This window comes from Pseudoalteromonas sp. MMG022 (assembly GCF_021654245.1).
Taxonomy (GTDB): Bacteria; Pseudomonadota; Gammaproteobacteria; order Enterobacterales; family Alteromonadaceae; genus Pseudoalteromonas; species Pseudoalteromonas amylolytica.
This window is the reverse complement of record NZ_JAKFZQ010000008.1, coordinates 143670-163653: the sequence shown is the minus strand read 5'-3', so window position 1 is coordinate 163653 and position 19984 is coordinate 143670. Positions and strand designations below refer to the sequence as shown.

Sequence of the window (19984 nt, the reverse complement as noted above, 5' to 3'; positions counted from 1 at the left end):
ATGGCAGGCTATTTTTCAATATTTTTGGTGGTACTAACCATAGGCTCAGGTTTACTTTGGTTACTAGATCACCTGCTTTATGCACCGAAGAGAAAACAACGGATTGCGATAGCTCAAGGTGCTTCAGAGCAACCACTAGATGAAGATGTTATCTCACAAATAGCACCTGAACCTGCCATCATAGAAGGTGCTAAGTCTATTTTCCCAATGATCGCAGCGATCACAATTTTTCGCTCATTTATCTTTGAACCTTTCCAAATTCCGTCAGGTTCAATGATGCCAACGTTGCTGGATGGCGATTTTATTTTGGTACAAAAATATGCTTATGGCATCAAAGATCCAGTGTGGCGTTCGCAACTGGTTGAAGTAGGCCAGCCTGAACGTGGGGACGTTGCTGTTTTTAAGTTTCCTCTGGATGAGCGTATTGACTTTATCAAGCGTGTGATTGGTCTTCCAGGAGATCACATTGTTTATCGTAATCGCCAACTCTATATTAAGCCTAAATGTGCTCAAGGTGAGCAACAGCAAGGCAATTTAGTGTGTGGCGAGTATAATAAAATAAAGCTAGATATCGTTAACAACGATGAATATATGCAAGGTTCAATGCCGTTGGTTCGTTTGACAGAAAGCTTGCCGGATGTACAGCATGATATACTTATCAATCCTCAAGCAATTGAACCTGTAGAGCGCTATCGTCCGCAACAACCTGGTACTAGAAAAGACGAGTGGATTGTACCAGAGAACAGCTATTTTGCTATGGGTGACAACCGTAACAATAGCCAAGACAGCCGTATGTGGGGATTTGTTCCTAAGGAAAACCTTGTCGGTAAAGCTGTCTTTATTTGGATGAGTTTTGATTTTGAAAATGGCCCAGATAGCCTACTTCCAGGTTGGGTTCCAACTGGTGTTCGTTTTGGACGCCTAGGTAATATTCAGTAACAATGAAAAGAAACGTAGCAGAATTATACAGTAAGATAGGATATCACTTTAACAACGAGGCATTGCTTGAGCAGGCTATGACGCACCGCAGTCACAAGGGCCAGCACAACGAGCGATTAGAATTTCTTGGAGATTCAATTTTGAGTTTTGTAATCGCCAATGCCTTGTATCATCAATTTCCAAAAGCGCGCGAAGGTGACTTAAGCCGTATGCGCTCCACGTTGGTTCGAGGTCAGACGTTAGCTGAGTTTGGTGTAGAGTTTAATTTGGGTGACTATTTAAGATTGGGGCCAGGTGAGCTAAAAAGTGGTGGCTTTCGTCGCGAGTCAACTCTAGCGGACGCAGTAGAGGCAATTATTGGCGCTGTGTTCTTAGATTCAGATATAGATACTTGTAGTGAATTGATCTTAACTTGGTACAACACACGTTTAGAAGCCATTTCACCGGGTCATAATCAAAAGGACCCTAAGACTTTACTACAAGAGTATTTGCAAGCGCGCAAATTACCACTGCCAGGCTACACTGTAATAGATACAAAGGGCCAAGCACACAACCAAACATTCACGGTCGAATGTATTGTGGAAGGGATGGAGAGCATAATTTCAGTAGGTAGCTCTCGTCGTAAAGCGGAACAGAAAGCTGCCGAAAAAGCATTGAAGATATTAAAAAATGACGCCTAATACACACTGTGGCATGGTTGCCATTGTTGGTCGCCCAAACGTTGGTAAATCAACGCTATTAAATAAAATTGTTGAGCAAAAAGTAAGTATTACTTCGCGGAAGCCGCAAACTACTCGTCACCGCATCATGGGTATCCATACCGAGGATAATTACCAAGCGGTATATGTGGATACCCCGGGATTACATATCGAAGAAAAACGCGCTATCAACCGTTTAATGAACCGTGCAGCGTCTAGTTCAATTGGCGATGTTGAGCTCATAATTTTTGTACTTGAAGGTACACTTTGGAATAGTGACGACGAGATGGTGCTTAACAAAGTTAAGCAAAGTGGTCGCCCCGTCCTTGTAGTAATGAACAAGGTTGATCAGGTTAAAGAGCATGAAGAAGTGCTTAAGCACATGCAATGGTTGTCTGAGCAAGGTGAGTTTGTTGGTATTGTTCCTGTTTCTGCAAAGCAGAATAAAAATATCGATCTTGTGAAAGAAGCGGTACGTTCTCGTTTGCCAGAGTGTGAGTTTTACTTCCCTGAAGATTATGTGACTGACCGTTCAATGCGTTTTTTAGCCGCCGAAATTGTTCGTGAAAAGCTGATGCGCTTTATGGGCGATGAACTTCCTTATTCAGTTACCGTAGAAATCGAGCAGTTTAAATGGCAAGACAATGGGGTGTGGCAAATTAATGCCTTGATCTTGGTTGAGCGCGAGTCGCAAAAGCGAATGGTGATCGGTAATAAGGGTGAAAAGCTCAAAGTAATAGGCCGTGAAGCACGTAAAGATTTAGAAAGCATGTTGGACAACAAAGTGTTCTTAGAGTTGTGGGTTAAAGTGAAGTCTGGTTGGGCTGATGATGAACGAGCACTGCGCAGCTTAGGATACGGAGAAGACTGATTGCAAAACGACTTTCGACAAGTGTATTTATTGCATCGGCGAGCTCATAGCGACTCGCAGTTAATGCTTAATACACTTGTTGAAGGGGTTGGACACCTTAGCATGATTGCAAGAGTCAAAGGGCGGCAAGCGCTTAAGCATAATGCCCACTTAAGACCTTTCACACCGATTCTTGCTCAATATGGCGGTCGCCATGATTTAAAATACCTAAACTCCTTTGAACTGGCACAAAATCCATTATCATTACATGGTAAGCAGCTATATTGCGGCTTTTATTTAAACGAGCTGACCTATCGGATTGTGCCACGTAATGAACCTCAAGAGCAGGTATTTACGCTCTATCAACAGCATTTAACGACATTGGCAAAGCAAGTCGATGTAGAGCCTGTGTTACGTAGCTATGAATTTCAATTACTTGGTTTGCTTGGGTTTGGAGTGGAGTTTGATATCGATGCTTACGGTGAGCCCGTTAGCGCAAATTTAAGTTATCAATATTTACCAGAGCAGGGGTTTGTGCCAACAAACATGCCACATTATGGCTTTGCAGGTGCTGCTTTGCTGGCGATGGCCGAGCATGATTTTGCTAAGCCTCCGGTGCGAAGAGCGGCAAAACATCTCAGCCGGCATTTATTGAAACCGTTATTAGGAAACAAGGCTTTAAAAAGCCGAGAATTATTTATATCAAGGTAAGGCTATGAAAGATATTTTATTGGGCGTGAACGTGGATCACATTGCGACGCTGAGACAAGCACGTGGTACCAGCTATCCTGATCCGGCCCATGCAGCAAGCGTGGCAGAACATGCTGGGGCTGATGGTATTACGATTCATTTGCGTGAAGATCGCCGCCATATTCAAGATAGAGATGTATACGTAATGGCAAAAACGATTCAAACCCGTATGAATCTTGAGATAGCTGTAACTGATGAAATGCTTAAAATTGCCCAAGAAGTTAAACCTGAGTACGTATGTTTAGTACCAGAGAAACGTGAAGAGCTTACCACCGAGGGTGGCTTGGATGTACTTGGTAATCAGCAGAAGATAACTGACGCGGTTAAAGTACTCGCTGATGCAGGCATTAAAGTTTCGTTATTTATTGATGCGGACAAAGCTCAAATAGATGCAGCTAAGGCAACAGGTGCCCCTTACATAGAAATTCATACGGGGGCATATGCGGATGCGCACAACGATCAAGAGCAAGCCGCAGAGCTAGAACGTATTCGTGAAGGTGTTAAGTATGCGCATGGCTTAGGTATTATTGTTAATGCTGGTCATGGTTTGCACTACCATAATGTTAAACCAATCGCGCAAATGTCAGAGATCTATGAGTTAAACATTGGTCATGCAATCGTCGCGCGTGCAGCAATTGATGGCCTGGAAAAAGCAGTCAGAGACATGAAGCGTCTGATGCTTGAAGCAAGACAAGCATAAGGTTTACAAATATAGGGGCCACTTTTGTGGCTTTTATTTTGTCAAAGGAATAAAGCATGACGCCTTGGCAGCAACACTTTATCGTACAACATCAACTCCCTCCTAATTATGTTGAAGATGCTCAACCTATTTGTATATGGCTACGGGATTTAGTCAAGTCAGCCCCACAGCCACTGTGTATTGGCATCAATGGCGCTCAGGGGTCTGGTAAATCAACGCTAGCGGCATTTTTGGCAGTGTATTTACGCAGCTTAGGTTATACGGCGCGCAGTGTGTCGCTCGATGATTTTTATCTATCACCTGCTGAACGTGAAAAAGTGGCAAACCAACATCATCCACTATTCAAAACTCGCGGTGTGCCAGGCACACATAATGTGGCTATGCTTCAGTCCATATTGCGTGACTTTAAGCATCAAAAACCAATTACGTTACCAAGTTTTGATAAGTCAACAGATACCCCCGAGCCAAAACACAAATGGTTAAAGTGTGAAGACAAGCTTGAAATATTACTTCTTGAAGGGTGGTGCTTAGGGCTCAGCAAAGAGCCAGATGAACGATTACATCGCAATGTGAATGACTTTGAACGACGACAAGATAGTAATGGTAAGTTTAGAACCCAAGTAAATCAGTTTCTAGGGGGAGAATATCACAGTGCTTTTGCTGGCTTGGATAAGCTTATCTACCTCAATGTTGAAAGTTTTGAGCGCGTATTTGAATGGCGACTGAAACAAGAACAACAGCTTGTTACAAAAGCAAAGGTCGGTATGACAAAGAGCCAAGTATATGATTTTATACAATACTTTCAAAGACTCACAGAGTGGGGGGTTGAATCTTTACCGCAGTGCTGTGACTTACACGTCAAGGTTCGAGAAAACCATAGATTTGCAGTTGAGTCGCTAATGTAGCAGTACAGCTTTAAGGGCTGTGGAGATTTTCGTTCCTTTATTGGTTCTTTTGTATCATCTTGGTTCATCCGACCAGTATTATTTTCTTGCCCTGTGCATAATTCATCCACATTTTGTGCTTAGCTTAATTACTTCCCTAATAATAAGTATTAAGGCGCAATATGATGATAAAGCTAAGCAAACAATTCTGCGCAAGTCTGCTATTGGGCTTGTTAACCATCACGTTGTTAACTGGATGCGGTGGTTCTGGAAGCGACTCTAGCAACGTCAATCCTCCTAGCGATAATAATTCGGGTGATACGCCAGATGATGGCGATTCAGGCGATGATAACTCAGGTAATAGTAATTACAGTGGTTCTGGTGCCATAACACAAGGTGTTGCAACGACAACTACAGCTAATTTGTTTCCGTCAGGGAGCCGTGTGTCAGCCGTGGGTTCTATCACTGATAGTGGTCAGCAAAGTTGGATTGTACCTGCTGATACGCTATTCCAAAGTAACTCAATGCCATTTGCAGCAGATTTATATAATAGTTATGTATCAGGACATAACTATGCAAGTGCTGCAGCGGCAGAAGCTGCACTAGATGGTACAGACATCATTGAGATTGACGCCGATGGTGAGGTGATCACCGCCTATATTTTCGCAGATAATTACTTTGAGATGTATGTTAATGGTAATGCGGTTGGTAAAGACCCCGTACCTTTCACTGAGTTTAATTCGAATATTGTTCGCTTTAAGGTGAAGCAACCTTTTACAGTGGCAATGGCATTGGTAGATTGGGAAGAAACACTTGGTACAGGCACTGAAAATAATCAGGGAAGTGCCTATGCAGCTGGTGACGGTGGTATGGTCGCTGTATTCAAAGACAGCGATGGACACATCGTTGGCGTCACGAACAATCAGTGGAAAGCTCAAACTTACTACACAGCGCCTATTGTCGATCCTACTTGTCTGAGTGAGTCTGGCAGTCAGCGCCTGTCATCAAGTTGTAGTACGGGAGCCGTTAGTGACATCTCTGCGGTTTATGGTGTGCACTGGAGCAGGCCTTCGAACTGGATGAGCGAGAACTTTGACGACAGTAGTTGGCCAAGTGCTTCATCTTATACTAACGAGACGGTTGGTGTTGATAACAAACAAGCATACACCAACTTTACCGCCGTGTTTGATGATGCTCAAAGTGATGCGCAATTTATCTGGAGCTCAAACTTAGTGCTAGATAATGAAGTATTAGTGCGAGGCACAATCGGTGACAGCACAGGTGATGATGATTCTACCGACAGTGGTGATTTCCAGTTGACCAGCAAAGCGGTAAAAAGCGATAACATAGTGCCATTGTCAGCAACGTGTGATGGTGCTGATGGCGGCAAATCTGTTTCATTGCAATGGAGTGGTGCACCATCACAGACTCAATCGTATGCGCTTTCAATGCATCATTTTCCAAATCCAAATGATGCAGGAGACTTTTCAAAAGCACATTCATACTGGACGGTTTATGATATACCTGCGGCGACGGTAAACCTAGCCTCGGGTGAAACCGCCATTGGCGTGTTTGGCATCAATAGTGTAAATAACCAGCAACAATACGCAGCGCCATGTTCAGCGGACTCTTCAGAGCATGATTATACAATTACGCTTTATGCACTTTCATCGTCGGTGGGCAGCTTAGGCCTATCTGGTAGTACGACCGATCTTGTAACGCTTCGTGATGCGATTGCCCCGCATACTTTGGGTACGGCTAAGCTGTCACTGACGCGTTCTCGCTATAACCCTAACAATGACCAACACGTACCACAGAGTGTTGCAACAACTTGTGCCGCAAAATCAGCAGCATTTGCAGCCTACAGCGACCATGTTTCTGTCAGTTGCAGTGATAATACGATGAGCGTCACGACCCACACTTTACTACCTTACCGTTCACAGTTAGATAGTGATAAAGCAAATGTAGGCATTCGCTCTTGGATAGGTCGCGTGCCTATTGCAGAACAACTTACTTGGACTTTGCCAATCACACCGAGTTATTTGCCCACGCCACAGAGCAACATCAATATTCACCATGCGGTAGGGGTATCGGTAGAGGGGATCCCGATTCTTCACTATGCCAAAGAGAGTCAGCCAGATGAGATTGCTCAACTGGGTCAAGACTATAGCAGTCGAGACACCGTATTATTAGGGGAAATAGATCAGTGTGGTGGTCACGCAGGCAATGGAGAAGACTATCACTACCATATGGCACCCATTTGCTTGATGGACAGTCATGACCCGTCACTGCCGCTGGCGTATATGTTCGACGGCTTACCACTTTATTTTGGTACGGGGGGAGGCGTAAAAACAACAGGTGGTACAGATTATGGGGCTGGTCGATATGAAGATTTGAACTATCTACCGCTCGATGTGAAAAACGGCAGTAATCCCCTTGATGACTGTAATGCATATGATTTACACGGTGATGGCAGCGAATATGTTTATTACAGCACCAGCGACGCGCCATACAGTATCGGCTGCTTTAGAGCACAAGCCAACCAAGAAGGTTCAGTTCCTGGTGGCCCTCATTGGGTTCAAGAAAGAGACTTGTCTTGGTCAGGAAATGATGTCTTACTCACTGACTACGACACAATGAGCTTTGGCGGAAAGACTTGGCAGTTTATCGAAGTGACACCGGGTGAAAGTAATAATCGCATTGCAGCAGGTAAGAAAGCGCTGATCATGTACCGACAACTGGCAAGTGGCGACAGCGGTTATGACCCTAATGCCAATTGCTATGCGTTTAGATATCGTCTTGATAGCACGGATACAGCTGGTACGAATGACACTTATTCGGAGCATTGTCGATGAGCCAAGGAGTGCGTATGGTAAACACAAAAAAGAGCATCAAAATTGCGTTGCTGGCGATGTTGATTAGTTGGGCAAGCCCGCTGCTTGCCCACGGGTTACAAATGACGACAGCACAAGTTGTGCAACGTCAGGATAGCTACTTATTTATTACCATTCATACTAGCGTGGCGAAGCTCTATCAGCAGATGAGCTATCAAGATAAGCCGGCGTCTATGATGCACTTGGCAAATGGCTCAGAACAGCAACTTGGTCAGTTTAGGGAAGCGTTGTTTGAGTTATTCAGAAACAATATGAATATGTCTGTTGCTCAGCAACCGTTACACTCTGTAAAGATAAGGATTGCAACCTCAGCTGAATTGAAAAAGTTATTGCACAGTGCACTTGCCGAGCAAGTTTTAAGTTCACAACACCATGAGCAAAGTCATCATGCTGAACGCAAAAATTATCTGCGCGTTGAAGTGGATGGTTTTATTGCAGCAAGTCATGATACATCTCGTGTACTCAGTGCCAGCTTCCCGAAGGAGTTGGGGCAGGTATTGGTAAGTTACACCAAACCACAAATACAAACACTCACCCCGTCAGCGAACGGGAGCCAGTATATCCAAGCCTTATGGAAATAATATGCTTGGGTTAACTGTGTATAAAAAGCCGTGACAGACCACGGCTTTTTTGTGGGTTACTTTTGCGGTTCTGGTAACAACGCTGGAGTTGAGTCTTCAAAGGTTAAAAATGATGTCCACAAAGAATGTGTTCTTTGCTGCGTTAATGCTATTTTACAGCCCAAACCCATGGCCGTTCGGATTGTGCCTTCACGCCAAGTATTGAAAACGGCACCACAGTGCGCTTGTCGATAATCAAGCCAAATCATCTGGCTTTTATTAATCGATGAGGCGGTGATGGGGTCTTGTATATAACGCGCAATACTCTTTGCTAAGTACTTTTCCATAACTGTTTGGGCGGCAACCAGCTCTTTGTGCATGCACTGGTTTATCTGCATCGTAGTCCAAGCATTTTCGCAATCCAATGGCTCGTCGGCAAACACCCCAACACAGAAAAATAGCGCGATCAAGGTGCTGTTTCTCATCAATTTTCATCCTCGGGTATTCACCAAGTTGTTCAAGTTCGATAGGGTTGAGAGAGCATTTACCCTTTTTAAACCCTTCGACATCGTAGAATTTTGATTCTAAGTGCACTTGAGTTCGTTTATTCCACGTTTGCTTATTAATACTTAGGTAGTCCATTTGTGCTCTCGCTGCGCAATGAAATCAAATTGGTAACTTAACATGCTTAGCAAGCAGGCACTACGGGTATTTATGGGACCAAAAGCAAACAGTTACAGTTGATTATGTGAGAAAAAGAGAGGTGTGGGGGAGTGAAATCACTCCCTGTTTTTAAGCTTCGTAGCTGAGAGGGTCTTGTGCGTTGTTTAGCGCAAACGCTTCGAGTCTTTCTTGACAGGCACCACATTTACCACACGCTTTTTCCCTGCCGTTATAGCAGGTCCAAGTCTCGCTGTAATCTAAGCCCATTTTCAGGCCATCGGTTAGAATGTCGATCTTACTGTTGTTTAGGTATGGACAGACAATTTCAATTTCTTCGTAGTTAGCGATACGACATACATCGTCCATTTTTTTTACAAACTCGGGGCGGCAGTCGGGATAAATAGCATGATCGCCAGAGTGTGCGCCGTAAAATACCTTGTTGGCTTTAAGAGACACAGCATAACCTACCGCCAAAGAGAGCAAAATCATATTACGATTTGGCACCACGGTGCTTTTCATGCTTTCTTCTTCGTAGTGACCCTCTGGTACGTCAATGTCATCGGTCAATGACGAGCCACCAATAAGTTGGTTGATTGTAGAGATATCGACAATTTTATGAGCGATATTGAGACTGTTACAGACTTGCTCTGCTACTTGTAGCTCTTTTACATGGCGTTGACCGTAATTGAAAGACAGCGCATAGACTTCGTAGCCAGCACGAATTGCTTTGTTAAGAACGGTGTATGAATCCATACCACCGGAGTAAATGACAACGACTTTTTCGCTCATAGGTGTTTTGCCTCGATTTTGATAGAGGTTTACGTCAGGGCGCGATATACTACACGGCCGCCGTGGAAATAACAATTTTCATTGGCGATTTTTTGAGTTTGTGAAGCTGTTACGGAGCTGTTTTGTACAAAATAAACGAAATCTTTGAAACCATTCAAGGTGAAGCCAGTTACACCGGCGTCCCATCAATCTTTTTACGACTACAGGGGTGTCCTGTTGGCTGTGCTTGGTGTGATACTAAGCAAACTTGGGAGATTGATCCGACATATAAAATTTCGTTAGATGGTACGGTCGAGAAAAAAACAGACTCTCAGTGGTGGGCCGAGGCCAATGCCGAGCAAATAATTGAGCTATTCCAGCAACGAGGCTATTTAGCAAAGCATGTGGTGATCACTGGCGGTGAACCTTGTATGTTTGATTTAGTGCCGCTGTGTGAGCGCTTGCATCAGCAAGGCTATAGTACCCAAATTGAAACTAGCGGTACGTTTGAAATTAAAGTCCCAGAGCAAACTTGGGTGACAGTGTCGCCAAAAATCAACATGCGTGGTGGCTATGAGGTTTTAGCCAGTGCGATGCAAAGGGCCGACGAAATCAAGCATCCAGTTGCGATGCAAAAACACGTAGAAGAACTGGAAGCCTTATTTGAACAAACCGGTGTCACACCTAAGCTGGTTTATTTGCAGCCCATCAGTCAAAAGGCCAAAGCGACCAAACTGGCGATTGATACTTGCATGAAAAAGAACTGGCGACTGTCGGTGCAGGTTCATAAATATATTGGCATCAACTAAAACCACAGGTAATAAATAGCAAAAAGGCGCTTATATAAGCGCCTTTTTAGTGATGTACTCAGGTTAGTTACTTTGTAGATAGTCAATCACAACCTGATGATGGTCTTTGGTTTTAAACTTATTAAACACGTGTTTAATTTTACCATCTTGGCCGATTAAAAAACTGATGCGATGGATTCCATCATACTCTTTGCCCATAAACTTTTTTAAACCCCACACACCAAATGCATCGGCAATGGCGTGGTCTTCATCTGACAACAAGTCAAAATTAAGGTCTTTTTTGTTTTCAAAATTCTTCAGCTTTTTCACAGGATCGGGGCTGATGCCAACGGCTACCGTGTTGAGTTGTGCCAGCTCAGATTTGTGGTCGCGTAATTGTTCAGCTTGTACAGTACAACCTGGCGTTAGCGCTTTTGGGTAAAAGTACACAAGTACTTGGTTTTGCTCCAACAGAGTCGCCAGAGAAACGGTTTCGTCGTTTTGGTTTTGTAATGAAAATAGTGGCGCTTGCTCGCCTGCGGTAAGTGTTTTCATGTCAATCCTTAGCGAATTCGTCTTAAAATGTAATCTACGTTTAATGTGTGAGAAAGATCTTCAAATTGAATTTTAAATTTATCTAAATCGACACTGCTGGGAATATTAAACTCCAGCTCACAACGCATATGTAATTGTTCATTTTGCTCGAATGTGTCTGATTTAAGTGAGCAAATGCTCACCTTTTGCTCCGCAAAAAAGCGCGTCACTTTGCTCAACGTGCCAGGAGTATCCAGACCTTGGTATTCGAGCGTATAACCCGCACTGAAATCACCTTGTTGGTGAGAGCTTGTGCGTTTCATCATGGTCAACAGGCCAAGTTCCATTCCTTTAACTGGTAGGCTGTGCTCAACCCTGCTGATAGCGGACATATCTCCGCTAAGTAACATAATAAATGTAAACTCGTTACCAAGAATAGCAATACGGCTGTCAATGATATTACAGTGACAGTCACTTACAAGTTGCGTTAGCTCACTCACTATCCCTGAGCGGTCTTCACCTATAGCGGTTAACACCAGTTGTTGATTGGCAAATGCAGTCATTAATGAAACCTAACCTCTGTAAATGTACTCTATCGATACAAAGTGCCATGAAGAATACAGTGGATAATTGATATTTAACCAAAAATAGTACCACAGAACTTGGCGCTTAACATGCCTGTTTTAGGATTTCTTACGGTACTGAGCGGATAATTTTAAGGCTTTCTTGTGTTTATTCCCATTGGAAAGTACCATAGTTGCAAATTTTTCGGTTGATAACAACTAACCTATTCATTCCTAATGAAGTTGTCATCTTAGGAATTTTTCGAATTGACAGTGAACCAAACCAGCATTCCCTACTCATAGTAATGAAATAAAAATTAACGGGTCTGCTAAGGAGAATAATCAGTGCAGTATTGGATCCCAAAAACGTTGGCTTTCAGCGTATTAATTGGTTTATCTGGATGTAGTGTTTTTACTAACGATGCGCATCACAAGCGCAATTATCGTGTAAACGAGCCCGTTAAGGTACCCGCACACCTACAGCAGCCATCACAAGATCCTACTTATAAAATGCCAGTAGCAAGTTTCGATAGTGACCCAGTGGCTAAAAGCTACCGTCCACCGCAACAGGTGTTGACAGTAGCTAAAGGTAGTTGGGTAGAAGAAAATGAGGGCGAAGCTAGAGTTTATTTTGATAAAAATGATGGCATTGATGACTTGCCAGCGTTCATTTGGAAGGCTGTTGATAGTGTGATGGCTGGACATACAGTGGCGCTAGAGCAAGACAATCGTGAACAAGGCTTTGTAACAACAGGGTGGTATTCACTTATTAAACCCGTTGAAGGTTGGTTTTGGGAAGATGATGTTATTGTCTCTGAACAGAAAGTTCGCTTCACGGTTGAGCAAAAGGAGCACCAAAGAACCGCTTCGTTACGAGCTGAACTATTAGATTATCGCAGCGACAATGCGCCACTTAATGATTTATTGAAGCAACAATTAGAAGTGCGTGCCGTGAACGAAGTAGTGGCGGAGTTTGACTATTTGTATCGTCTGCTAGAAGTACAAATGAGAAAGCAACAAGGTGTACTTTCGTTGGTATCAGGGTTTGATGACGACGGCAACGGTGCAATGATCACCGAACAGAAACGTGATATTGTTATCGATAGATTTGCTGGATTTTTAGAACGAGTGAACTTCACTATTATCAAGATCGATAGAGGTAATGGTTTGATTTCAACTCGTTATGAAAAACCACAGGATAGTGTCTGGGATTCTATCTGGGGTGATGAGGCAGTACAACTTCCAATTGAAAGCGGCGACTATAAGATTTCAGTTGCCACCGTAAAAGACGGGAGCACGTCCATTACTTGGAGAGATGCGCAAGGAGATGTGTTAGATACAGATGTTATGGCGCAGTTACAACAAGTACTCGTAGAAGTATTGCGCGATAAAGGCCTGACTATTTAATCAGTTGGTCGTTTTTTAATTGAGAAAAGAGCTTTAGGCTCTTTTCTTTGTTTTTGTAGGCTAAATATAATGACAACACAAACAAGTCGTACAGTGACGCCTGATTGGCGCACGCTTTTCGCATTTATTGTTCCTTCTTTGATTGGGGTATTTTTATTTATGACCCCCGTTGCGATAGGGGAAGCAATGACCATTCCTATCGCCGTCATGGCAAAATCTCTACAAGGGTTTGTTGGCCCTTACGTCGATACCTTGATTCTCTTTGTCATTTGTACAACAGGTATCATGAGCTTATTGGTGAAGTTTGTAAAACCAGCCCCATTGATGAAAATCTCTCTAGTTAAACATTTGTTTGAAGTCAGCTGGGTATGGCTAGTAACGCGTTTAGTCGGCATGGTGTTCATTTTAATGACTTATTTCCAAGTCGGTCCCAGTATTATTAACTCTTCACATACGGGCGCTTTGGTTTTAAATGATTTGCTGCCTGTGCTGTTTTCGGTATTCATTTTAGCAGGATTGTTGTTGCCTCTGCTGCTCAACTTCGGCTTATTAGAGCTAGTTGGTACCTTGTTAACTAAAGTAATGCGCCCATTATTTGGTGTGCCGGGTCGCAGTGCTGTGAACTGTGTGGCATCTTGGTTAGGCGATGGTAGTGTGGGGATTTTGATGACCGCTCGTCAATATGAAGACAAGTACTACACACAAAAAGAAGCGGCAATCATAGGTACGACTTTTTCAGCGGTGTCTATTACATTTTGCTTAGTGGTGATAGGTCAGGTCAAGTTAGAGCATCTGTTCGCACCATTTTATTTGACCGTATGTTTAGCGGGTTTTGTTGCTGCAATCATAGTGCCTCGCCTTCCTCCACTTAGATTTAAAAGCAATACATACATTGATGATACGATGCCTGATCGCGATGCAGAAGCGGTGCCTGAAGGAAAAACATTATTTAAACATGCACTTGATGTAGCACTCACAAAAGCGCAAAAAGCACCGGGTGTAAAAGGCACAGTACAAGAAGGTGTAAGTAACGCACTTGATATGTTATTCGCTGTTTTACCTGTGGTAATGGCGGTGGGAACATTAGCGTTGATTGTTGCTGAGCATACATCTATCTTCCAAGTGTTGGGTACGCCATTTGTACCTTATTTAGAGCTGCTAAATGTGCCTGAAGCTGCACAGGCTGCGCAAACCATCGTGGTTGGCTTTGCTGATATGTTTATTCCATCAATTCTGGCGGCGAGCAATATTGAAAGCGATGTTACTCGCTTTATCATTGCTGCGATGAGTGTCACTCAATTGATCTATATGTCTGAAGTGGGGGCCTTGTTATTAGGCAGCAAGATCCCAGTTAACCTATTGGAGCTTTTTGCGATTTTTATCTTGCGTACCTTAGTAACCCTGCCTGTGATTGCTTTGATGGCACATTGGTTAGTTGGTTAGGCAATTTTGTGTGGTTGAACACTTTGGGTGTTCAGCCACCACGTTACTTGTTATCTGTATTATTTTTGTCAGGCTTTGTCTGCTTATCTAGTTTTCCTTTCAAATCAAATTTAGCAGAGTACTTGAGCAATGCGATGTTGCTCCATATGACAGCAATAACCGTCGCGATGATCAACACGATGTGCCAAGTTTCTAATTGTTCTAACATGGTTTTACCTTTGCGGCTGCCTGTGACTCAGATATTGTAACGGCTTAAGGTTAAGATATGAAACTACATATTAAACACCAAGATTTGTTAAGCATTTTTATTGCGATGTTGGTATCATTCACCCAACAGTCAGACTAAAGCACTTAGGCTGATACAGATCGTAAATTTGGTTTTGAATAAGGTGAATAACTCGCTCATGGAACATGTTTTACTGTGGCCGTCTCAGTACCCTTTACTACTGCGTGGGTTAATAGAACAAAATGGGGCATTTATATTAGATGCGTTGGAATCTTGGCCAAGTTGCAGTACGAGTAAAGATGAACAAGGTGTTGAGACAACCATTCTTCCTCCCGTATTTTACTTGCAGTGGCTAAAACCCCTTGAGCCATTTGAGTCTTGTTATTTTCAGCATATAGATGAATATGACGAACAGCAGCAGGCTTATACGCAACAGTTGTTTGATCACATCGAACAGTCGGGTATGACGCGTCAAGCGATCAGTATTATGTTGTTGGAGCGCCTTGCTCAGTACAGTGACTTAGCACTACAAATCGGCTCGACTACACTTCCCAATTTTTTCGAATTATTGGTGAGTTTAAAGTATGAACAAGTATTTGAATGGTGCCTAGCTGCTAACATGTCACTTACGGCGCAGGAAGTGATCACTGCGTGGGAGCATGAGGCATTTCGAGCAGCAATCGAACAGCATATTGAAACCTGTATCCGAGATAGAGCGCAGACAGCTACGCTTGCAACGGATAAGCTACTACAAGGTGAAGAATACTACTCGCTTTTAGAGCTGCTTTTTGATGACAAAGCAGAAATATCACTCCTGCTAGAACAAGCTCTACTGGCTCAAGTCATGCTTGATGATGTTAAACAGCCCAAACTGATGGGTTTGTTGGCACAAGGTGCCCAAGGTAGTGTGCGTGATGAACAAGGGCGTTCGGCGCTTATGTGGGCGGTGGAAAAGGGGTTTGTGAATGTGGTGGAAAAACTCATTGCATACCACGACATCAATGACTGTGATGAGCAGGGCCAGACATTGATGCACTTTGCAGTAATGTCTAATTTGGCCAGCATGATTGATTTAATGATCGCTTCGGGAGTAAACGCAACACAAACAGACATACACGGTCAGAGTCCTTATCGCCTAGCTATGAAGACTTCAGCACTGGTTGCCAAGAAGACCTTAGAGCAGCATGGTATCAAAGAGCTTTCTGAAAAAGGAAAACTGTTAAAAATTAAACAGGTTCATATTCTTTATGCTTTAGCTAGCCTATTACTACCAATACAGTTGGCGTTATTTTTTAGCGAGCAAGTGGAAGACAAGTCCTTGTTTGTATGGGGAGGAACCGCTGTAGGCTTACTGTTGTTTATATTCGCACGTAACGTAAGGCGCGGACAGTTATATCCTAACCTGCCTCACCCTTGGTCACTGAAAGGGTTAACTGCAATCAGCTGGTTGAGTGTCAGCGTCCAAGTTTTGTTTGCTTTATTAATTCTGAGCGCATTCTTCAGAGGTTAAAGTACGACTACTTTAACCTCTATGCTTGCATGCTAGTCTTCTTTATCATTCTGGTGGGCTGCTTTTTCTTCGGCCAGTTCATCTTTGAGCTTGCGTATTTTAAGGCCTAACTCTTGACCTCTGTGGCGAGCATAGTAAGTGCACCCAACGAACATGGATGTTGCAAATACCAGCTCCAAGATAACCCATAGCAGCTCATCTGGCGCGACCCACAATAAACTTAAGCCGTGAATAAAGTAAATCATGACAATAAAGTTTGCCCACGCGTAGGTGTACGGCTTGTCCTGAATAATGCCCTTTAATGGCAGTAACAACGGTAAAATGTAAATCGTAAATATAAAGCCATTACTATAACCTTCACGGGGAGCTATTATAAAAAGCCAAATTGGCATAAGGAGTAATAGCCCTATATAGCCAAACAAAGCCAGTCTTTGATAGGTTATGGTGATGGGCTGTTTAATAGGTTTCGTCATTTTAGTTTACTTGCAATATTAAATAATCGAGTACCAACGGCACGACAAATTTTCTTTTCGCATTCACTGAGTTCACTGGAATTATCGCTCCCAGCGACATGCGTCGCGCCATAAGGTGTACCACCCGAGCGCGTACTTAACAGCTCTGGTACATCGTACGGCACGCCTAGCAACATCATACCATGGTGCAGTAGTGGTAGAGATAGGTTGAGTAGGGTGGCTTCGTTACCACCGTGCATACTACTGGAAGAAGAAAACACACATGCTGGCTTATCAATAAGCTGACCTTTGAGCCATAGGTCGCTAGTGGTTTCCCAAAAAGCCTTTGCTTGAGCAGCCATCATGCCAAATCGTGTTGGGGTGCCAAACGCTAAAGCATCACATTCGATAAGGTCAGTTTTGCTGATAATTTGCTGGTGTTCATGTTTTTTCTCGAAAGTTCTGAGTTTGACATTCGCACCGTGAAACTCTAACGCATCACTGATCTCATGTGCCATGGCTTCAACTGAGCCATGGCTTGAATGGTATAGAACAACAACAGTAACCATTAAAGGATATTCAACACAGACTCAGGTGGACGTCCTAGCGCTGCTTTATCGTTGTTAACTACGATCGGGCGCTCAATCAGCTTTGGATTGTCAATCATAGCTTGGCGTAATATCGTTTCATCAGTATCTTTATTCAGCCCCAACTCTTTGTATAGCGTCTCTTTGCTGCGTACAAGTTGATGAGCCGAATCAAAGCCTAGTTGTGTGAGTAATTTACTCAACGTTTCTAAACTAATCGGTTCTTTCAAATACTCAACTACGTTTGCTGAAACACCTTTTGTTTCAAGCAATGCGAGTGTTTCACGAGATTTTGAGCAACGAGGATTGTGATAAATAGTTACTGACATAATTGGTCCTGATAATTTTTTGCTTATTTTAAAGGATGTACTCTGTGACTTAAAGCTTAGCGAGTTCTTTTTGCATCTGCCGATATTGGCTTAACAGTGCTTTGAGTCGAGCTTCTTTGACTGTTTCTTGCTCATTTATATGGTTCAATGCTCGCTGAATTTCATCTGCTGCTTTGATGTAAGCGCCATACTGGGCCAGTAAACTGGCATACATTTCGTGATAGGCTGCTTTGTTATCTTGTTCCTTATAGACCTTACTGAGTAAATCTTTTGCTAGCGTACTCTGTGGCTTGTCGAGTAAAAATAGCTTGAGAACTTTTTCTGCAGTATCAAACTGTTTAGCTTCAATCGCAGCATTGGCTAAGTTGAGAGTCAGTACTTGGTTGTTGGGCCGAAATTCGTACTTCAACTGTAGTAATTTAGTAGCTTGTTCTGGCTTTTTTTGCGCAATCAGTAAATCAGTGTAGGCATCTAGGTAAAATAGGTTGTTTTCATCATGTTTAAGTAGTTTGTCTAACAAATCTTGTGCCAGCTCCAATTTGTTTTGATCTAACAACGCAAGTGCTAGCCCATACTCCAAGGCCTGTTTACTCATCTCCGTCGCTTTGAGGCGCAACTGATTTTCGAAATATGCTTGAGCGTCCTCACTTTTGTATTGATAGCGTGCAAGTACACGACTTTTTGCAAGATCAAACTTAAGGCTGGTAGGAACATAACGAGGCGCAAATTGTTGCGCTCTGAGCCTGACATCTGAAACCCGAGAATCAGGTAAGGGGTGGGTAAGCAAGAATGTGGGAGGTTTTGTTTGATAACGCACTTGTGCTGAAAGTTTTGACAAGAACTCACTTGCTTGAGATGGGTCAAAACCTGCCTCATACAAAGTTTGCATCCCAAACCTATCTGCTTCTTGTTCGGCCTTTCTGCTATGGGTCAATTGACTTAATTGTGCTTGCGTTGAGTTAGCAGCCAAGATTGCCATGCCCGCATCGGGTGCAACCACGGTGGTTAATATACCCGCTATCATGCCTGCCAGTGTAAGTGCGTTGTTATCTTTGGCCTGTTGTATGCGTCTGGCAAGGTGGCGCTGTGTAACGTGGGCAATTTCATGGCCTAAAACAGACGCCAGTTGAGATTCATTATCTGCTTGCGCTATCAAACCGGTATGAACGCCAACATGACCACCGTAAAAAGCAAAAGCGTTAATCGCCTGATTATTGATCCAAAAGAAAGAAAATGGAAAACGCACGTCATTGGCATTGGCTACAAGCTTATTGCCTAAGCTGGTTAAATACTCATCGAGTACTGGGTCTTGTACAAGCGGCGATTGACTTCTGATTTGCATCATCATGACATCGCCGATGGCTTGTTCTTTTTCTAGTGGCAGAACTTGCAGTGCAGAAGTGCCTAAGTCAGGTAACTTTAAGGCACTTTGTCCGTGACTGGCGTGGCTTGCAATCAGAATCGCCGTTGCAACTGCGGCACGAACCAGGGAAGTTAATTGCATATTATTCCTTCTTAAGACCGTCACCGTACTTGAGGCGCGCGAGATCATATTCATCGCTGCTGGTACGGTTTTCTTTTTCACACATTAAATAAAAATCTTTTATTGTGACCCCATCTACGGAGGTGATGTTCAATTCTGCTTGCAAAAAACTAATAACTTTGTGCACGGCTTTATGTGCATGAAGTATGAGTGCTTTGTCAGCAGAGTCACCACGTTCAAAATAAAATCCAATAAATTTATGTAGTTGGTTGATTCTGAGTAAGCCCTTCATGCTATGTGGATCCCATATGTTAAAGCCAAGAAAGCGGTTATCTCTCATGTATTTATCAACCTTTACATTTTTTGCAACGGGAAAGGCCCAAAGTTCAAAGCCCCTCTCTGTAAATACTTGATGTAAAGATACTTTAGGTTTGTCATCGCAAAAAATTACGCCGTGATCATCTTCATAACCACCCAACAGTTCCAAGTTCCAATTGCGTCTATCAAGTACTCGTTTGACCGCATTGTCAAAGCCATGATGCAATATCCCTTCTGTTTCACTAATTGATGAAGCAACCATATGATAGAAAGGGGGAAGTTCACCCCAATTAATCTGCTTTTTATACCAATTTATTTCTTTGAGAGTTGGGTTGGCAGGCAAGATAGCCTTGCTATTTGCTCTAGACATGGCAAGCAGTACTCCGATTCTATTTCTACTTAAAAGAATAAACCATTGTTTGATGTCAGGCCATAGTATAAGGCTTTTAAGTTGATTTAGCTTAGTGCTAACATATGGGTTTGTAGCAATGGACGGGATCCAGTAGGGAGTTTAAAAGGTGGGCGCGAAGACTCTAGTAAAGGTGGACCTATCCGCATATCAGTGTCCTCAATTGTTTGTACAGTTTAAATGGCATTTACGCCAAGCACAACAAACAGACTCTATAGTTCAATTTTAT

The 19984-nt window shown here is 43.1% G+C and carries 22 protein-coding genes; 12 read left to right on the top strand and 10 right to left on the bottom strand.

The features are described from left to right. From lepB to L1070_RS09730, 8 genes are all read left to right on the top strand, one after another. Complete coding sequence (lepB, locus tag L1070_RS09765) at window positions 1-939, top strand: signal peptidase I (protein WP_070986774.1); 939 nt, start codon at window positions 1-3, stop codon at window positions 937-939. 2 nt (window positions 940-941) lie between these two features. Then, on the top strand, window positions 942-1619 hold the full coding sequence (gene rnc, locus L1070_RS09760) for a ribonuclease III (RefSeq protein ID WP_070986775.1): 678 nt from the start codon (window positions 942-944) through the stop codon (window positions 1617-1619). Then, window positions 1609-2508 carry a GTPase Era gene (era, locus tag L1070_RS09755; protein WP_070986776.1) on the top strand — a complete coding sequence of 300 codons (900 nt, stop codon included), beginning with the start codon at window positions 1609-1611 and terminating at the stop codon, window positions 2506-2508. Before rnc ends, era begins: the two co-directional genes overlap by 11 nt. Continuing rightward, the gene (gene recO, locus L1070_RS09750; RefSeq protein WP_237125413.1) at window positions 2509-3198 is read left to right on the top strand and encodes a DNA repair protein RecO; all 690 of its coding nucleotides are present in this window, start codon (window positions 2509-2511) and stop codon (window positions 3196-3198) included. 4 nt (window positions 3199-3202) lie between these two features. Beyond that, window positions 3203-3937 (top strand): pyridoxine 5'-phosphate synthase, encoded by a 735-nt coding sequence (pdxJ, locus tag L1070_RS09745; protein WP_237125412.1) that lies wholly within the window; start codon window positions 3203-3205, stop codon window positions 3935-3937. Between the two features lie 56 nt (window positions 3938-3993). Next, window positions 3994-4842, top strand: a complete 849-nt coding sequence (locus tag L1070_RS09740) for a kinase (protein WP_237125411.1) — start codon at window positions 3994-3996, stop codon at window positions 4840-4842. A 161-nt stretch (window positions 4843-5003) separates the two neighbouring features. After that, entirely contained in the window at window positions 5004-7676 is a 2673-nt protein-coding gene (locus tag L1070_RS09735; RefSeq protein WP_237125410.1) for a YHYH protein, read from the top strand. A gap of 14 nt (window positions 7677-7690) precedes the next feature. Next, window positions 7691-8296, top strand: coding sequence for a hypothetical protein (locus tag L1070_RS09730; RefSeq protein WP_237125409.1), 606 nt, complete (start codon window positions 7691-7693; stop codon window positions 8294-8296). Between the two features lie 56 nt (window positions 8297-8352). On the opposite strand, the gene L1070_RS09725 is transcribed toward L1070_RS09730, so the two are convergent. Both L1070_RS09725 and queC read right to left on the bottom strand, forming a co-directional pair. After that, window positions 8353-8760 (bottom strand): lysozyme inhibitor LprI family protein, encoded by a 408-nt coding sequence (locus tag L1070_RS09725; protein ID WP_237125408.1) that lies wholly within the window; start codon window positions 8758-8760, stop codon window positions 8353-8355. Between the two features lie 307 nt (window positions 8761-9067). Further along, a complete protein-coding gene (gene queC, locus L1070_RS09715; RefSeq protein ID WP_070986783.1) occupies window positions 9068-9727 on the bottom strand; it encodes a 7-cyano-7-deazaguanine synthase QueC in 660 nt (219 codons plus the stop codon). Window positions 9728-9849: 122 nt separating this feature from the next. Here queC and queE point away from each other — a divergent pair, with 122 nt between their 5' ends. Beyond that, the gene (gene queE, locus L1070_RS09710) at window positions 9850-10515 is read left to right on the top strand and encodes a 7-carboxy-7-deazaguanine synthase QueE (RefSeq protein ID WP_070986784.1); all 666 of its coding nucleotides are present in this window, start codon (window positions 9850-9852) and stop codon (window positions 10513-10515) included. A gap of 63 nt (window positions 10516-10578) precedes the next feature. Here queE and bcp read toward each other — a convergent pair whose 3' ends face one another. After that, window positions 10579-11049, bottom strand: coding sequence for a thioredoxin-dependent thiol peroxidase (gene bcp / locus L1070_RS09705; RefSeq protein WP_237125407.1), 471 nt, complete (start codon window positions 11047-11049; stop codon window positions 10579-10581). A gap of 8 nt (window positions 11050-11057) precedes the next feature. Next, the gene (locus tag L1070_RS09700) at window positions 11058-11591 is read right to left on the bottom strand and encodes an ACT domain-containing protein (protein WP_237125406.1); all 534 of its coding nucleotides are present in this window, start codon (window positions 11589-11591) and stop codon (window positions 11058-11060) included. Between the two features lie 345 nt (window positions 11592-11936). On the opposite strand from L1070_RS09700, the gene bamC reads away from it, so the two are divergent. Together bamC and L1070_RS09690 are read left to right on the top strand one after the other, a co-directional pair. After that, window positions 11937-12998, top strand: a complete 1062-nt coding sequence (gene bamC, locus L1070_RS09695; RefSeq protein ID WP_237125405.1) for an outer membrane protein assembly factor BamC — start codon at window positions 11937-11939, stop codon at window positions 12996-12998. A 69-nt stretch (window positions 12999-13067) separates the two neighbouring features. Next, complete coding sequence (locus L1070_RS09690; protein WP_070986788.1) at window positions 13068-14441, top strand: YjiH family protein; 1374 nt, start codon at window positions 13068-13070, stop codon at window positions 14439-14441. 43 nt (window positions 14442-14484) lie between these two features. Here L1070_RS09690 and L1070_RS09685 read toward each other — a convergent pair whose 3' ends face one another. Continuing rightward, entirely contained in the window at window positions 14485-14649 is a 165-nt protein-coding gene (locus tag L1070_RS09685; protein WP_083330591.1) for a DUF2897 family protein, read from the bottom strand. Between the two features lie 196 nt (window positions 14650-14845). On the opposite strand from L1070_RS09685, the gene L1070_RS09680 reads away from it, so the two are divergent. After that, window positions 14846-16177, top strand: a complete 1332-nt coding sequence (locus L1070_RS09680; protein WP_237125404.1) for an ankyrin repeat domain-containing protein — start codon at window positions 14846-14848, stop codon at window positions 16175-16177. A 32-nt stretch (window positions 16178-16209) separates the two neighbouring features. Here the strand turns inward: L1070_RS09680 and L1070_RS09675 are convergent, their stop codons facing one another. From L1070_RS09675 to L1070_RS09655, 5 genes are read right to left on the bottom strand one after another with little or no spacing between them, the layout of a single operon-like run. After that, a complete protein-coding gene (locus L1070_RS09675) occupies window positions 16210-16650 on the bottom strand; it encodes a DUF2069 domain-containing protein (protein WP_237125403.1) in 441 nt (146 codons plus the stop codon). Beyond that, a complete protein-coding gene (gene wrbA / locus L1070_RS09670) occupies window positions 16647-17198 on the bottom strand; it encodes an NAD(P)H:quinone oxidoreductase (RefSeq protein WP_237125402.1) in 552 nt (183 codons plus the stop codon). Before wrbA ends, L1070_RS09675 begins: the two co-directional genes overlap by 4 nt. Beyond that, window positions 17198-17545, bottom strand: coding sequence for an arsenate reductase (glutaredoxin) (gene arsC, locus L1070_RS09665; protein WP_070986792.1), 348 nt, complete (start codon window positions 17543-17545; stop codon window positions 17198-17200). Before arsC ends, wrbA begins: the two co-directional genes overlap by 1 nt. 49 nt (window positions 17546-17594) lie before the next feature. Continuing rightward, entirely contained in the window at window positions 17595-19049 is a 1455-nt protein-coding gene (locus tag L1070_RS09660) for a M48 family metalloprotease (protein WP_237125401.1), read from the bottom strand. 1 nt (window position 19050) lies between these two features. Beyond that, entirely contained in the window at window positions 19051-19716 is a 666-nt protein-coding gene (locus L1070_RS09655) for a hypothetical protein (protein WP_070986794.1), read from the bottom strand. Between the last annotated feature and the right edge of the window lie 268 nt (window positions 19717-19984).